General features: G+C 69.7%; 15 protein-coding genes. 5 read left to right on the forward strand and 10 right to left on the reverse strand.

Features of this window, described 5'->3' with window-relative positions; all coding sequences use genetic code 11:
• The first annotated feature begins 3 nt into the window (after nt 1–3).
• Nucleotides 4–678: a methyltransferase family protein gene (locus tag ACZYVJ_RS08110; protein WP_463830533.1), complete on the forward strand. Its 675-nt coding sequence runs from the start codon at nt 4–6 to the stop codon at nt 676–678.
• A 29-nt stretch (nt 679–707) separates the two neighbouring features.
• Nucleotides 708–2,396, forward strand: coding sequence for a CocE/NonD family hydrolase (locus ACZYVJ_RS08115; protein WP_463830534.1), 1,689 nt, complete (start codon nt 708–710; stop codon nt 2,394–2,396).
• On the opposite strand, the gene glgC is transcribed toward ACZYVJ_RS08115, so the two are convergent.
• On the reverse strand, nt 2,393–3,607 hold the full coding sequence (glgC, locus tag ACZYVJ_RS08120) for a glucose-1-phosphate adenylyltransferase (protein WP_463830535.1): 1,215 nt from the start codon (nt 3,605–3,607) through the stop codon (nt 2,393–2,395). The two genes, ACZYVJ_RS08115 and glgC, sit on opposite strands and share 4 nt — an antisense overlap.
• Nucleotides 3,608–3,777: 170 nt before the next feature.
• On the opposite strand from glgC, the gene glgA reads away from it, so the two are divergent.
• Entirely contained in the window at nt 3,778–4,941 is a 1,164-nt protein-coding gene (gene glgA / locus ACZYVJ_RS08125; RefSeq protein WP_463830536.1) for a glycogen synthase, read from the forward strand.
• A gap of 31 nt (nt 4,942–4,972) precedes the next feature.
• Here glgA and ACZYVJ_RS08130 read toward each other — a convergent pair whose 3' ends face one another.
• The 7 genes from ACZYVJ_RS08130 to ACZYVJ_RS08160 form a co-directional block, all read right to left on the reverse strand.
• Nucleotides 4,973–5,146, reverse strand: a complete 174-nt coding sequence (locus ACZYVJ_RS08130) for a DUF3117 domain-containing protein (RefSeq protein WP_003878471.1) — start codon at nt 5,144–5,146, stop codon at nt 4,973–4,975.
• Nucleotides 5,147–5,312: 166 nt separating this feature from the next.
• Nucleotides 5,313–5,894 carry a DNA-3-methyladenine glycosylase I gene (locus ACZYVJ_RS08135; protein ID WP_463830537.1) on the reverse strand — a complete coding sequence of 194 codons (582 nt, stop codon included), beginning with the start codon at nt 5,892–5,894 and terminating at the stop codon, nt 5,313–5,315.
• A complete protein-coding gene (locus ACZYVJ_RS08140; protein ID WP_463830538.1) occupies nt 5,891–6,250 on the reverse strand; it encodes a DivIVA domain-containing protein in 360 nt (119 codons plus the stop codon). The genes ACZYVJ_RS08135 and ACZYVJ_RS08140 overlap by 4 nt, the downstream gene beginning before the upstream one ends.
• A 59-nt stretch (nt 6,251–6,309) precedes the next feature.
• Nucleotides 6,310–7,326, reverse strand: coding sequence for a glucosyl-3-phosphoglycerate synthase (locus ACZYVJ_RS08145; RefSeq protein ID WP_463830539.1), 1,017 nt, complete (start codon nt 7,324–7,326; stop codon nt 6,310–6,312).
• The gene (folP, locus tag ACZYVJ_RS08150) at nt 7,323–8,147 is read right to left on the reverse strand and encodes a dihydropteroate synthase (protein WP_463832898.1); all 825 of its coding nucleotides are present in this window, start codon (nt 8,145–8,147) and stop codon (nt 7,323–7,325) included. The genes ACZYVJ_RS08145 and folP overlap by 4 nt, the downstream gene beginning before the upstream one ends.
• Nucleotides 8,148–8,278: 131 nt before the next feature.
• Nucleotides 8,279–10,057 carry a long-chain-acyl-CoA synthetase FadD6 gene (gene fadD6 / locus ACZYVJ_RS08155; RefSeq protein ID WP_463830540.1) on the reverse strand — a complete coding sequence of 593 codons (1,779 nt, stop codon included), beginning with the start codon at nt 10,055–10,057 and terminating at the stop codon, nt 8,279–8,281.
• A 75-nt stretch (nt 10,058–10,132) separates the two neighbouring features.
• Entirely contained in the window at nt 10,133–10,696 is a 564-nt protein-coding gene (locus ACZYVJ_RS08160; RefSeq protein WP_463830541.1) for a TIGR00730 family Rossman fold protein, read from the reverse strand.
• 88 nt (nt 10,697–10,784) lie between these two features.
• On the opposite strand from ACZYVJ_RS08160, the gene ACZYVJ_RS08165 reads away from it, so the two are divergent.
• On the forward strand, nt 10,785–12,911 hold the full coding sequence (locus ACZYVJ_RS08165; protein ID WP_463830542.1) for an AAA family ATPase: 2,127 nt from the start codon (nt 10,785–10,787) through the stop codon (nt 12,909–12,911).
• On the opposite strand, the gene dapE is transcribed toward ACZYVJ_RS08165, so the two are convergent.
• Together dapE and ACZYVJ_RS08175 are read right to left on the reverse strand one after the other, a co-directional pair.
• Nucleotides 12,908–13,972, reverse strand: coding sequence for a succinyl-diaminopimelate desuccinylase (gene dapE / locus ACZYVJ_RS08170; protein WP_463830543.1), 1,065 nt, complete (start codon nt 13,970–13,972; stop codon nt 12,908–12,910). The genes ACZYVJ_RS08165 and dapE overlap by 4 nt on opposite strands.
• 157 nt (nt 13,973–14,129) lie before the next feature.
• Entirely contained in the window at nt 14,130–14,357 is a 228-nt protein-coding gene (locus ACZYVJ_RS08175) for a PE/PPE C-terminal domain-containing protein (protein WP_463830544.1), read from the reverse strand.
• A gap of 235 nt (nt 14,358–14,592) precedes the next feature.
• Here ACZYVJ_RS08175 and dapD point away from each other — a divergent pair, with 235 nt between their 5' ends.
• Complete coding sequence (gene dapD / locus ACZYVJ_RS08180; protein WP_463832899.1) at nt 14,593–15,546, forward strand: 2,3,4,5-tetrahydropyridine-2,6-dicarboxylate N-succinyltransferase; 954 nt, start codon at nt 14,593–14,595, stop codon at nt 15,544–15,546.
• Nucleotides 15,547–15,552 lie beyond the last annotated feature (6 nt).

Genomic DNA, 15,552 nt, shown 5'->3' on the forward strand with positions numbered 1-15,552 from the left:
GTGATGAAAACCGGGATCAGGGTAACGGCAACCTCCCTCTGGGGCATTCTCTCCTGGATTTTGATCCTGCTCCTGCCGGCCGGGACGCTGCACTACTGGCAGGCGTGGGTCTTCATCGCCGTGTTCACGTTGGCGACCATCGTCCCCACCGTCTACCTGGCCCGCACCAATCCCGCGGCCCTGCAGCGCCGGATGCGTGCGGGCCCGCGGGCGGAACCCAGGAAGGCCCAGAAGTTCATCATCGCCGGGTCGTTTCTGGGCCTGTTCGCGACAATGGTGTTCAGCGCGCTCGATCATCGCTTCGGCTGGTCGTCGGTGCCGCCGTGGCTGTCGGTGCTCGGCGACGTGCTGGTGGCGACGGGCCTCGGCATCGCCATGCTGGTGATCGTCCAGAACAGCTATGCCGGCGCCACGGTCACGGTCGAAAGCGGCCAGACGGTCGTGTCGAACGGCCTCTACAAATTCGTGCGCCATCCGATGTACGTCGGCAATGTGATCATGATGATCGGTATCCCCCTGGCGCTCGGCTCGTACTGGGGATTGCTCTTCATCATCCCGGGCACCGTGGGGCTGACGCTGCGCATCCTCGACGAGGAAAAGCTGCTTTTCCGGGAATTGCCCGGATACCGCGACTACGCCGACCGCGTGCGCTACCGGCTGGTGCCTTACATCTGGTAGCCACCCGACCCGCCGCTTAGGGTATTGCCGTGCTGCGTAATCGGCCGCCGGCCTTGTACCGCCCGTGGCGGCGCCCGGGCGCGTTGCGGTATGCGGTGACCAGGATTCGCGGCGTCGCCAAGCCCCCCGTCACCGTCACCGACCCGCCCACCGATCCGCAGGTCGAGCGTGACGTCGCCGTCACCACGCGCGACGGAACGGTCGTGCGGGCCAACGTCTTTCGCGAAGGCGGGGCCGAAGCACCCCGGCCGGTCATCCTGAGCATCCACCCGTACGGCAAGGACAACCTGCCGACCCGCCGCGGCAACAAGACGACGTTCTCGGTGCAGTACCGCATGATTCGCCAGCCGCAACCGGTGGCGTTCTCCACCCTGACCGGCTGGGAGGCGCCGGATCCGGCATGGTGGACCGCGCAGGGCTTCGTCGTGGTGAACGCCGACTCGCGCGGCTGCGGCCATTCGGACGGCACCGGGAACCTGCTGTCCCGCCGGGAAGCCGAGGACACCTACGACCTGGTGCAGTGGATCGCCGGACAACCGTGGAGTGACGGGAACGTGGTCATGCTCGGGGTGTCCTACCTGGCCATCAGCCAGTACGCCGTGGCCGCCCTGCAGCCGCCGGCGCTGCGGGCGATCTGCCCGTGGGAAGGTTTCACCGACGCCTACCGGGACCTGATGTTTCCCGGCGGCGTGCAGGAGATCGGCTTCAGCCGGTTGTGGTCGCGCAACCTCAGTCGGGACACACGGCAGAGCTACGACCTGGCGCGGATGCAGGAAGACCACCCGCAGCGTGACGAGTTCTGGCGCTCGCTGGCCCCTGACCTGTCGGCGATCCAGGTCCCCATGCTGGTCTGCGGCAGCTTCTCGGACAACAACCTGCACAGCCGCGGCTCGATGCGGGCATTCGTGCACGGCGGCTCCGGCCACGCCCGGCTCTACACCCACCGCGGCGGCAAGTGGACGACCTTCTACTCCGACGCGGCGCGCGCCGAGCAGCTGAAGTTCTTTCGCGATGTGCTCGACGGCGCGCGGCCCTCGCGCAGTGTGCGCCTGGAGGTGCGCGAAGACCGCGACACCGTCACCGCGGTGCGCGAAGAGGCCGAATGGCCGCTGGCCCGCACGCGTTGGCGCCCACTGTATCTGGGCGATGCCGGCGCGCTGACGGCCGAGCAGCCCGCGCACCCCGGCCGCAGCACGTTCCGAACACGTTCCGGTGCAGCATCTTTCACCTGGACCTTTCCCGAGGACGTCGAGCTGACCGGCCCGATGGTGGCCCGGCTGTGGGTCGAGCTGAGCGGCTGCGACGATGCGAATCTGTTCGTCGGTGCGGAGAAGTGGCGCGGCGAGCGGTTCGTCGGCTTCGAGGGGTCCTACGGTTACGGCCGCGATCGAGTGACCAGTGGGTGGCAGCGGGTCGCGCTGCGCGCCCTGGACCCCGAGCTGTCCCGGCCGGCCCAACCCGTCATCACGGGCATCGATCCGCGGCCGCTGTCGGCCGGCGAGGTGGCCGCGGTCAAGGTGGAGCTGGGCCCGTCGGCGACGCTGTTCCGCGCCGGCGAGCAGTTGCGGCTGGCGATCGCCGCGCGCTGGTTGGCCCCGAGAAACCCACTCACCGGCCAGTTTCCGGCGTGGTACGCGGGCTCGCCGCGCGGCCGCGTTACGTTGCACTGGGGTCCGCGGCGCGAGGCCCACCTGCTGGTCCCGGAGATCCCGGGCTAGATCCAGACGCCCTTACCCACCGCGACGACGCCGCCGGCGCTGATCGCGAAGCGTTCGCGGTCCTTTTCCAGATCCACGCCCACCATCTCGCCCGGCCCGACGACGACGTTCTTGTCCAGGATCGCGTGGCGTACCACCGCGCCGCGGCCGACGCGTGCGCCGGGCATGATCACGCTGCCCTCCACGATCGCGCCGTCGTCGACCACCACGTTGGACGACAGCACCGAGTTGCGCACCGAGGCCGCCGAGATGATGCTGCCGGCGCCCACCACGGACTCCTGCGCCGAACCGCCGTTGACGAACTTGGCCGGCGCCAGGTTCTCCGACTCGCCGCGGATCGGCCAGCGCTTGTTGTACAGGTTGAACACCGGGTGCACCGACACCAGGTCCATGTGCGCGTCGTAGAACGCGTCCAGCGTTCCGACGTCGCGCCAGTAGGCCCGGTCGCGATCGGTGGCGCCGGGCACCTCGTTGTCGCTGAAGTCGTACACCGCGGCCATTCCGTCGTCGACCAGCCGCGGGATGATGTCACCGCCCATGTCGTGATCGGAATGGTCGTCGTCGGCGTCCGCGCGGATCGCGTCGATGAGCACCTTGGTGGTGAAGATGTAGTTGCCCATCGACACGAACGTCTGCTCGGGGTCGTCCGGGGTGCCCGGCGGATCCAGTGGCTTCTCCACGAACTTGCGGATGCGGCCCGACTCGTCGGAGTCGATGCAACCGAACGCGGTGGCTTCGTTGCGGGGTACTCGGATGCCGGCCACCGTCGCGCCAGCGCCGCTGTCGATGTGGAACCGGACCATCTGCTCGGGGTCCATCCGGTACACGTGGTCGGCACCGAAAACCACGATGTAGTCGGGGTCTTCGTCATAGATCAGGTTGAGCGACTGGTAGATCGCGTCGGCCGAGCCGGTGTACCAGCGCGGGCCGAGCCGCTGCTGGGCGGGCACCGGCGTGATGTACTCACCGGCCAGGCCGGACAACCGCCAGTTCTGCGAAATGTGACGGTCCAGTGAATGCGACTTGTACTGGGTGAGAACGCAGATGCGCAGATACCGGGCGTTGACGAGGTTGGACAGGACGAAGTCGATCAGTCGGTAGGCGCCCCCGAAGGGAACCGCAGGCTTGGCGCGGTCCGCGGTCAGCGGATATAGCCGCTTGCCCTCACCGCCGGCCAGGACGATGCCCAGCACGTGTGGCGCTTCCCTCATGGTGTCAAACCTATCGGCCGTTGCGGAGGGCTGCCAGGGGGACGGGGTGATTGGCAAAGTTCTGTGGGGCTGTCCGTCAAGGTATTTGGCCGCGCATGCCGCGAAGATCGCGCAGGCCGTGTGGCGAACCCGACTCGCGGCGGGCCCCGTCGCCGAACTACCGTTCGGGTATGCGGGTGGCGATGATGACGCGGGAATACCCACCAGAGGTCTACGGCGGAGCGGGAGTACACGTCACCGAGCTCGTCGCCCAGCTGCGCCGGCTCTGCGCGGTCGACGTGCATTGCATGGGCGCACCGCGGCCGGGGGCTCACGTGCATGAGCCCGACCCGCGGCTGCGGGGCGCCAACGCGGCGATGTCGACCCTGTCGGCCGACCTGATGATGGCCAACGCGGCGTCGGAGGCCGACGTGGTGCATTCACACACCTGGTACACCGGCATGGCCGGGCATCTGGCCGCGCTGCTCTACGGCGTCCCGCACGTCTTGACCGCGCATTCGCTCGAACCGCTGCGCCCGTGGAAGGCCGAGCAACTCGGTGGGGGCTACCGGATCTCGAGCTGGGTCGAGCAGACCGCCGTGCTGGCCGCAGACGCCGTCATCGCGGTCAGCTCCGCGATGCGCGAGGACGTCCTGCGCGTCTATCCCACACTGGATCCCAGCGCCGTGCACGTCATCCGCAACGGCGTCGACACCGACGTCTGGTACCCGGCGGGGCCCGGGCAACGCGGGTCGATGCTGACCGAACTCGGCGTCGATCCGGCCCGGCCCATCGTGGTGTTCGTTGGCCGGATCACCCGGCAGAAGGGGCTGGCGCACCTGGTGGCGGCCGCCCACCGGTTCAGCGCGGAGGCGCAGGTGGTGTTGTGCGCCGGGGCGCCCGACACCCCGGAGATCGCCGAGGAGATCCGCGACGCCGTGGCCGCGCTGTCCAGCAGCCGCACCGGAGTGTTCTGGATCCAGGAGATGCTGCCCATCGGGGAGCTACGCGAAATCCTCTCGGCGGCATCGGTTTTCGTATGCCCGTCGGTGTACGAGCCGTTGGGCATCGTGAACTTGGAAGCGATGGCCTGCTCGACGGCGGTGGTGGCTTCCGATGTCGGCGGCATCCCGGAGGTGGTCGCCGACGGAATCACCGGGACGCTGGTGCATTACGACGCGGACGACGCGCAGGGGTATCAGACCGGATTGGCCGAAGCGGTCAACGAGTTGATCGCCGACCGCGACAAGGCGCAGCGTTACGGTACGGCGGGACGCCAGCGCTGCGTCGAAGAGTTCTCCTGGGCCCACGTCGCCGAGCAGACCCTGGAGATCTATCGGAAGGTGTGCGCGTAGCGCCGCCGACATCCGTTTCGGGCGGCAAGCCCTAGCTGGAGCTCGTGACGCCCTTGAGTTCGTCACCGAGGGCAGCGGCTTCGTCGGGCGTCAGCTCGACGACAAGTCGACCGCCGCCCTCAAGTGGTACCCGCATCACGATGCCTCGCCCCTCCTTTGTTGCTTCCAGAGGACCGTCTCCGGTCCGGGGCTTCATCGCCGCCATCGAGTGCTCCCTCCAGGTTCGAGCTGGCCCGCCCATGCGGACCTGGTCGGCACCGAGCATGTCCCGCCAGCGAAATTCAAGCCATGCCCGGCATCGAAGTGCCTTATCACCCCCCCATTGTTCCCTATCCAGGTCACCACTTGTACAAAGACCCACAACTGTGTGCTCAGCGGATGGTGGCGGGCACCCAGCAACCGCGAATATGGTCGTCGACCATGCCGGTCGCCTGCATCAGCGCATAGGCGGTGGTCGGGCCGACGAAGCGGAAGCCGCGCCGCTTGAGTTCACGGGCCATGGCCTTCGATTCGTCAGTGGCCGCAGGGATTTGGGACGGGTCGGCCGGCCGGACCCGCGGCGACGGCGCAAACGACCACAGTAGGTCCGCCAGGTCCGCCGGAGTTCCCAGTTCCGCGGCGGCGCGCGCGTTGGCGATCGTCGACTCAATCTTGGCGCGGTTGCGCACGATTCCCTGATCCGCCATCAGCCGCTGCACGTCGGCGTCGGTGTACTGCGCGACCTCGGCGATGTCGAACCGGGCGAACGCACGCCGGAAATTCTCCCGTTTCCGCAGAATGATCAGCCACGACAGACCACTTTGAAAGGCCTCCAGGCTCATCCGCTCGAACAACGCGACCCCGTCGCGCACCGGTCGGCCCCATTCCCGGTCGTGGTAGTCGCGATAGAGCTCGAAATCGGGTCCTGGTCGCACGGTCGCCCAGCTGCAGCGAACCAGCTCGTCCTCACTCACACTGAGTCCTGACGATCCTCGCCGTCGTCTGGTTCCCCGGGTTCGCCCTCGGTCTCCCGGCCGGTGGCCGGCGAGGCGTGCACGGCGGCCAGCTGGCCGCGCAGCGCCTCGAGCTCGCGCGCGAGCCGGTCCAGTACCCAGTCCACCTCACTGGCCTTGTAGCCGCGCAGGACCTGGGTGAACTTGACGGCGTCGACGTCGGAGCCGGTCACTCCGAACGCGGGCAGCACCGTGGCCGTCGTCCCCCGGGGCAGCGGCGGCAGCTGCTCGCCGCGACCGAACAACAGGCTGGCCGCGCCGAATAGGACGATCGCCACCAGCACCAGGACCACCAGGTACAGCAACACCAACGCCACGTGATCGATACTGCCCTATGCCACCGACGCGGCGACGTTCAGCGTGACCGCGCCGGGAGCTACCGGGGCCTGAGCACCTGCATCGGTGGCCGGTCGGCCAACGACACCGGCGAGGTGCGCTGGGTGTAGCCCTGAAAGTCGGTGCCCTCGTGGGCGTCGGCGACGAACTGGGTCAACCCGACGCCGGAGTCCGGGATGCCGCAGCGCGACAGCAGGGTCGCGATGATTTGGCGGCTCATCACGCCCAGCTCGGCCAGCGGCCGGTTGCGGTGTGCGCGCACCCCCAGGTTGACCTGGGCGATCGCGTCCAGACCCAGCCGGTCGAAGGTATCGACCAGCAGGCCGATCTCCACGCCGTAGCCCGGCGCGAACGGCAGCGAGGTCAGGAGTTCCCTGCTGGCCGCATACTCACCGCCCAGCGGCTGCACGACGCAGCCCAGCTCCGGACGCAGCGCCGCCAGCAACGGCCGGGCCACCAGCTCGGTGACCCGCCCACCGCCGGTGGCGCTGACGTCGCCTCCGACGTCGCCGACGTCGCTTAGCTCGCTGCCCCGCAATGGCCGTCGGTAGAAGCTTTTGACCAAGTGAATGCCGTCGCCGGTGAGCATCGGGCCGACCAGCCACGGCACGAACATCGGGTGCGGGTTGATCAGGTCGGAGTCGACGAACACCACGATGTCGCCGCTGGTGGCCGCCAGCGAGCGCCACAACGCCTCGCCCTTTCCGGGTCGTATCGGCACCTCGGGCAGGGCCTGCTCGCGGCTGACGACGCGGGCGCCCGCGGCGACGGCGCGGATCTCGGTGTCGTCGGTAGAGCCCGAATCCAGCACGATCAGCTCGTCGACCAGCCCATCGACCAGCGGTGAGATGCTCTCGATCACCGACTCGATCGTTTCTTCCTCGTTGAGGGCAGGCAGCACCACCGAGATGGTCCGCCCGGCCTTGGCGGCCTCGAGTTCGGCGATGGTCCAGCCCGGACGGCTCCGCCTGTCGTTGGCCAGCCACACGTCTCCGGGCCGCGCGGCGAGCACCGTGTCGTTGGCGAGATCACCGGTGAACAGGTCCGATGCGGTCATGCCAGCCCCCTCACCGTGCGCGCCGGCGGGCGGGTTCCCTGAATCGAGGCCACCATTTCCAGCACCCGGCGGGTGGCGGCGACCTGGTGTACGCGAAACATGCGCGCACCCGCGGCGGCCGCCAGCGCGGTGGCGGCCAGCGTTCCCTCGAGCCGCTCGGTCAACTCCACACCCAGAGTCTCCCCGACGAAGTCCTTGTTACTCAAAGCCATGAGCACGGGCCACCCGGTATCAACGAGATCGCTCACGTGGCGCAACAACAGCAGCCCGTGGAAGGTGTTCTTGCCGAAGTCGTGGGTGGGGTCGATCAGCACCCGGTCGCGGGCCACCCCGCAGGCCACGGCGCGCTCGGCGGCTGCGGTGACCTGGGCGATGACGTCGTCGACCACGCCGCGGGTGGTGGTTCCGTAGTTCACCCGGAACGGGCGCGTGCGCGGCAGCGCGTTGCCGGTGTGCGAACACACCAGGCCCGCCCCGAACTCGCCGGCCACCTCCGGTAGCGCCGGGTCGATGCCGCCCCAAGTGTCGTTGATCAGGTCCGCCCCGGCCGCGCAGGCCACCTTGGCGACCTCGGAGCGCCAGGTATCGGCGCTGATCAACTGGTCCGGATAGGCGTCGCGCAGCCATTCGATGAACGGCACCAGCCGGGCGATCTCGGTGTCGGCATCGACCTCTTGACCGGGGCCTGCCTTGACGCCGCCGACGTCGATGACATCGGCGCCGTCGGCGACGGCCCGATGCACGGCCGCCCTGGCGGCCTCGTCGCTGAAGTTCGCACCCTTGTCATAGAACGAGTCCGGGGTGCGGTTGATGATCGCCATGATCAGCGCGCGATCGCCCGCGACCGGGCGGCCGCACCAAGTTGACTGGCCGGACGGCTCGGGCGGTGTCGATTGCACATGTACATGGTGCCCGGTCGCCGCCGATCGCGCGGCTCGGGGACCGCCGACGCCTATGGGCGTTTGCCCTCGGCCACTTCGTCGGGGTACTCGTCGTAGAAGGGCACGTAGCCCTCGTCGCGCCCGGCCAGCACGTACAGCGGGTCCGCCACGTCCGAGCCGTAGGCCTGTTCGCGCAGCTCTACCTTGCGGCTCTTGAATGTCGTCGTCTGCTCGATGGAGTCCACCACCCGCACGAACAGCGGCAGCGCATAGGCGGGCAGCTGGTCGTACACGGAGCGGGCCAGCGACTGCCCGTCGAACTCGGCGCCGCCGCGCAGTTTGACCGCGGCCATCCCGGCGCGGCCGCCGGTGCGCGGCACCTCGACCCCGAAGACCGTGCAGTCCTCGACGGAGTCGTCGGACGCCAGCGCCGCCTCGACCTGCGTGGTGGCCACGTTCTCGCCCTTCCACCGGAAGGTGTCGCCGAGCCGGTCGACGAACGCGGCGTGTCCCATGCCCTGCGGGCTCATCACGTCGCCGGTGTTGAACCAGCAGTCGCCCTCACGAAAGGCGTTGCGCACCAACTTCTTTTCGCTCGACTCCTTGTCGGTGTAGCCGTCGAAAGGCTGCAGCCGGTTGACCGGGCTGAGCAACAAACCGGGCTCGCCGGCCGGTACCCGGCGGACCCGTCCGTTGTCGTCACGCAGCGGGGCGCCGGTGTCGGGGTCGTACTCGACGTAGGCCAGCGGCATCGGGAAGACGCCGGTGGAGCGAGGCACGTTGAAGATGTTGATGAACGCGGCGTTGCCTTCGCTGGACGCGTAGAACTCGCAGACGCGGGCGATGCCGAATCGCTCGGTGAACTCGTCCCAGATCTCCGGGCGCAGCCCGTTTCCGGCGATCAGCCGCACCTTGTGTGCGCGGTCGGTCGGCTTGGCCGGCTGGTTGAGCAGGTAGCGGCACACCTCGCCGATGTAGATGAACGCGGTGGCATCGTTGGCGATCACCTCGTCCCAGAACTTCGACGCCGAGAACGACTTGCCAAGCGCCAGCGTCGCCCCCGAGTTGATCACCGACGACAGCGCCACCGTCAGCGCGTTGTTGTGGTACAGCGGCAGGCAGCAGTAGAGCGTATCGGAGCTCTTGAGCCGCAACCCTATCCCGCCGAACGCCGCGAGCGCCTTGAGCCACCGCAGGTGCGTCATGACACTGGCCTTCGGGAATCCCGTTGTACCCGAGGTGAAGATGTAGAACGCGGTGTCCCTGGCGTGCACGGCCGACGCCGACGCGGGGTTGGTGGCCGGCGCGCTCACCGCGAACCGCTCCAGGTCCTCCACGGTCAGCGTCTCGGTGCTGCCCGAGCCGCCGCACTCGGCCACGGCGCTGACCAGATCGGTCTCGGCGATGAGCACCTTGGCGTCCAGCAGGCCGAGGCTGTGCGCGAGCACCTCGCCGCGCTGGTGGTAGTTGAGCATGCCTGCGACCGCGCCGCACTTGACCGCGGCCAGCATGGCCAGCACGGTGTTGGGCGAGTTGCGCAGCATGATCGCGACGACGTCGCCCTGGCCGACACCGCGCGCCGCCAGCACGGCGGCGTACCTGTTGGCGGCCGCGTTGGCATCGCGGTAGGTCAGTTTCTGATCGCCCATGCGCAGGAAGATCCGGTCGCCGTAGCGCGCGGCCCGGTCGGCGAACACCGTGCCGATCGATTTCTTGGAGCCCGGCTGGGCCAGCAGTCCGGTCATCGCGCCACGCACGATCACCGGCAGGTCGGCCAGCACCGCCGGCGCCCGAAATGCGATGTCGGTCAGTTTGACCGCCGTGCGCGCTCCCCCGTCACGATCGGACAACGTGATCCCCTCGATTCGTTTCCAAAGTCAAGCTCGGCGGACAGCCTAATAGGGGTGGCAAACCCGTCGGCGGCCTCAGTCGGGTGCGCACGCTTTGAGCGCGGCACTCACCTTGTCGACCAGCACCAACCGGTCCATCGCCACCTGGGAGATGTAACCGCTGTCCAGCAATCCGCACAACCAGGTCCACAGCCCTTCGTAGTGGCCGAAGGGATCCAGCAACACGATGGGTTTGTCGTGCAGACCGAGGAAGGCCGTCGTCCATGCGTCAAGCAACTCGTCGAGGGTGCCCAGGCCACCCGGCAGCACGACGAACGCGTCGGCGCGGTCTTCCATGAGCTGCTTGCGCTCGTGCATGGTGTCGCTGACGATCAGCTCGTCGGCGTCCGCGTCGGCGATCTCGCGGCGCATCAGGATCTTGGGGATGACGCCGACGGTCCGGCCGCGCCGGGCGCGCGCCGCGCTCGCCAACGCGCCCATCGCCGACACCCGGCCCCCGCCCCACACCAGCGTCCAACCGCGCTCGGCGATCGCCTCGCCGAGTTCCGCAGCGACTCCGAGCAATTCGGGATGCTGCGGCCCGGATGCGCAATACACACACACCGACCACTCGCTGGACGAAACGCGTTGGCCGGGCATATCCGCCAAAGGTAGACCAACCGCATACGGCCCGTCATATCTGGGGCTTTCGCCCTGCCGCCCGGCTCTCGCACCATAAAATTCGGCAGTGCCGATTCGATGGAACGTCCCCCAACATGCGACGGCCTCAGAGCGGCTCGATGCGGCGTTGGCCGACGGGGCGCGGGGGGCGGTGGTGCTGGGACCCGACGGCGTCGGCAAATCCACACTCGCCCGGGTGGCAGCCGAGCGGTTCGCCGGGCGGCACCCGAACACGCTCGTCCGCTGGGTGACCGGCACCCCGACCGAACGCGCCGTCCCGTTCGGGGCGTTCAGCCATCTGGTGGAGATCGCCGAACTCGGCAAGCCGGCCGCGCTGTTGCGGGCCGCCCGGGCATCGCTGGGCGGTGACGACCTGCTGCTGATCGTCGACGATGCCCACCACCTGGACGTGCTGTCGGCCACGCTGGTCTACCAGCTGGCGCGCGACGGCGCGGGTCGGCTCATCGTCACCGCGCAGGGCGACTCCGCCCCCGACGCGATCGCGGCCCTGTGGACCGACGGCCTGCTCACCCGGATCGACATCGAGCCGCCCGGGGGCGCGACCGCGCCGGCCGAGATCAACACCTTCCTCGCCGAGCTCCCGGCGGCGGCGCGGTCGGTGCTGGAGTATCTCGCCGTCGCGGAGCCGCTGTCGGTCGCCGATCTGACCGCGCTCGCCGGCGACGGCGCGGTGGCCGACGCGGTGAGGTGGGGCGCCGCGGAGACCCGGACGCGCGGCGGCTCGTCGGATGACCCGGTCGTCTATACGGCCCACCCGCTGTTCGCCGAGCGCACGCGGGCCGCGCTCGACCCCGAAGACGCCCGGCGACGACGCACCGACCTGGTCACGCTGCTGTCGCAGCGGCCGTCCGAGCACCTCAGTGACAGGTTGCGGCTGGTGTCGCTGGCGCTGGACAGCGACACTCCCCCGCGGGTCGCCGACGTCGTCGCCGCCGCCCAGCAGGCGCTGCGGCTGGGCGACCTGGCGTTGGGCGAACGGCTGGCCCGGTCGGCGCTGCAGCGCTCCGGCGGGTTGGCGGCGCGGCTCGCGCTGGCGCACGCCCTGGCCTGGCAGGGCCGCGGCCGGGAGGCCGATTCGGTGCTGGCCGACGTCGACTCCACCGCGTTGACCGAAGCGGCGTTGATGGACTGGGCACTGCTGCGGGCGGCGAACCAGTTCTGGATGCTCAGCGAACCCGAGCGCGCCACCGCGTTCCTGCGGACCGTGCGCAACCGGGTCACCGATACCGGCCCGCGGACCACCCTGGACGCGCTCAGCGCGACCTTCGCGATGAACGCGGGCAACGTCGGGCACGCCGTGAAGGTCGCCGGCGACGTCCTCGCCTCGCCGGCCGCCGACGACCAGGCGGTGGCCTGGGCGGCCAGTGCCGGCGCCCTGTCCGCGGCGCGCGAAGGCCGATTCGACGACGTCGAGCCGCTGGCGCAGCGCGCACTGGCCGCCGAGCACCCCGGGCTGCTGCGCTTCACCATCGGGCTGGGCCAGACCACCGCGCTGTTGATGGCCGGCCGCCCCGACCAAGCCCGCCGGCTCGCACAGCAATTCACCGACTTCGCCGAGCTGCAACAGCCGGGCCGCGCCATCGGCGAGGTGCTGCTGGCCCACGTGCTGATCGCTGGCGGCGAATTCGCTTCTGCGGCAGCGTTATTGGCCCCGGCGGCCGCCACCCTGGAGCGCACCGGTTACTCGTGGGGGCCGCTGTCGCTGACGCTGCTGGCCACCGCGCTGGCCCAGCAAGGCGACACCGCCGCCGCGGCAAAGGCGTTGAGCAGGGCGGAATCCCGGCACGGCACCAAGTCGGCGCTGTTCGCGCCCGAGCTCGGGGTGGCGCGGGCATGGCGGCTGGCGTTGGTGCGCGACACGCATGGGGCGGTGGCCGCCGCGCGCGACGCCGCCCGGATGGCCGAACGCGGTGGACAGCGGGGCGTGGCGGTGCGCGTCTGGCACGAGGCCGTGCGCCTCGGCGACACCCGGGCCAACGATCCTTTGGCCCGGCTCTGCGCCGAGATCGACTGCGTCGCAGGCAGAATCGCACTGACCCATGCCCGCGCGCTGGCCGCCGGCGATGACGCGGGTCTGCGGGCGGTATCGGACCAGCTGACCTCGATCGGCATGCACGCGGCCGCCACCGACGCCGCCGCTCAAGCGCGGCGGTGCGGGGCCGGGACTGCTTAGCCGCTCAGGTAACCGCGCAGCACGTCCGCCGCGGCGGTGATGTTTGCGACCGCGACCCGCTCGTCGCGCTTGTGCGCCAGGTTGGGATCACCCGGCCCGAAGTTGACCGCCGGTATGCCCAGCGCGGCGAACCGTGCCACGTCGGTCCAGCCGTACTTGGCCCGGACGTTGCCGCCGGCCGCCTCGACCAGCGCCTTGGCCGCGGGTTCGGACAGCCCGGGCAGCGCACCGGCTGCCGCGTCGGTCTGTTCGATGTGCACGTCGAGCCCGGCGAGCACGTCGTGCACGTGTTGCAGCGCCTCGGGCAGCGACCGGTCGGGGGCGAAACGGAAGTTGACCGTCACCGCGGCCGCGTCGGGAATGACGTTGCCCGCCACGCCGCCATCGATGCGCACGGCCGACAGGCCCTCACGGTAGACGCAACCGTCGATGTCCACGCTGCGCGCCTGGTACGCCGCCAACCGCTCCAGCACGGCGCCGAGCTTGTGAATCGCGTTGTCGCCCAACCAGGATCGCGCCGAATGGGCACGGGTGCCGCTGGCGCTGACCACCGCCCGCAGGGTGCCCTGGCAGCCGGCCTCGATGTAGCCTCCGGTGGGCTCGCCCAGAATGGCCACGTCGGCGGCGAGCCAGTCCGGCAGCTCGCGTTCAATGCGGCCCAATCCGTTTGCTGCGGCGTCGATTTCCTCGCAGTCGTACATCACCAGCGTGAGATCGTGCACGGGGTCGGCCACGGTGGCGGCCAGATGCAGGAAGACCGCGTCCCCGGATTTCATGTCCGCCGTGCCACAGCCGTACAGGTCGTCGCCCTCGCGGCGGCTGGGCAGGTTTCCGGCCACCGGCACGGTGTCCAGGTGCCCGGCCAGCAGGACCCGCGACGGCCGCCGGTGATTGGTGCGTGCCAGCACGGCGTTGCCGTTGCGAATGATCTCGAACCCAGACGTCTGGGCGCGCAGCGCGGCCTCGACCTCGTCGGCCAGCCGCGCTTCGTCCCTCGATTCGCTGGGGATGTCGACCAGCGCGGCGGTGAGCGCGATCGGATCTCCGCGTAAGTCCAGCACGGTCTCAGGGTAGTGGTGATCGCAAGCGCGGCGGAGCCGGGCGCAGCGGGTCGCCACCATCGATCCAGTGGTGATCGCAAGCGCGGCGGAGCCGGGCGCAGCGGGTCGCCACCCTCAACCCGGCGGCGATCATGAACCGCGCGGAACGCCGCGTGCGCTAGACGAGCAAGCGCGTGGGCATCACCTTGGGCTTGACGCCGTACCGCGGCCCCATCCCGTAACCGCCCCGCCCCGCCGAGGCGACGGCCGGCATCCCGGAAGCCCACGTCGTATGCGCCTCTTCGGTCGGCGCGGTCCAGCCCGTGCCCGCGACGGTCTCGGCAGTCAGCCGTGGTGCGGCCGCCGACCACGCGGCGGGCGTGGACAACCCGCCGACCGGCGACAACAAACCCCCGCGACAAGGCCAGAAACGACCCGCGGACCCCGCAAGCTACGTACCCGAAACGGCGCAATTCACGCCGCTGACCTGCTGGGACCGGGACGGTTGACCGCGTGCGAATGCGCACGACGGCGGGTTGTGCGCAATTGCCTTGCCCGCGTGGGACTTTGAACGCCGGGGCGCGCCGGGGGCGCGGGCCCCGCGCGGGGCGGGCGGATCGGGACGCGGCCCACGAAGTAACCTGACCGCCGTGACTGGAGCTGCAGGTATCGGGCTGGCAACGCTGGCCGCCGACGGATCGATCCTCGACACGTGGTTTCCCGCACCGGAACTGACCGACTCGGGCACCAGCGCGACGTCGCGGCTGGCGCTGTCCGACATTCCCCCGGAACTGACCACTCTGATCGGACGGGACGACGACCGCGGCACCGAGACAGTTGCCGTGCGCACGGTCATCGGCTCGCTGGACGACGTGGCCGCCGACGCCTACGACGCCTACCTGCGATTGCATCTGCTCTCGCACCGGCTGGTGGCGCCGCACGGGCTGAACGCCGGCGGCTTATTCGGGGTATTGACCAATGTCGTCTGGACTAACCGGGGACCGTGCGCCATCGAGGGATTCGAGGCGGTCCGGGCCCGCCTGCGCCGGCACGGATCGGTGACGGTCTACGGCGTCGACAAGTTCCCGCGGATGGTCGACTACGTCCTACCGACCGGGGTGCGCATCGCCGACGCCGACCGGGTGCGCCTCGGCGCCCACCTGGCTCCGGGCACGACGGTGATGCACGAGGGCTTCGTCAACTACAACGCCGGCACGCTGGGGGCGTCGATGGTGGAGGGACGCATCTCCGCCGGCGTGGTGGTGGACGACGGCTCCGACATCGGCGGCGGCGCCTCGATCATGGGCACGCTGTCCGGCGGTGGCACCGAGGTGATTTCGATCGGTAAGCGCTGCCTGCTCGGCGCCAACGCGGGCCTGGGCATCTCCCTGGGCGACGACTGCGTCGTCGAAGCGGGCCTGTATGTCACCGCGGGCACCAAAGTCATTACGCCCGAGGGCAAAACGATGAAGGCCCTGGAACTGTCCGGCGGCAACAACCTGTTGTTCCGTCGCAATTCGGTGAGCGGGGCGGTCGAAGTGGTGGCCCGCGGCGGACAGGGCATCGCCCTCAACCAGGACCTGCATGCCAACTGAGGGTGC

The sequence above is a fragment of the Mycobacterium sp. IDUB_3 genome (assembly GCF_055419585.1).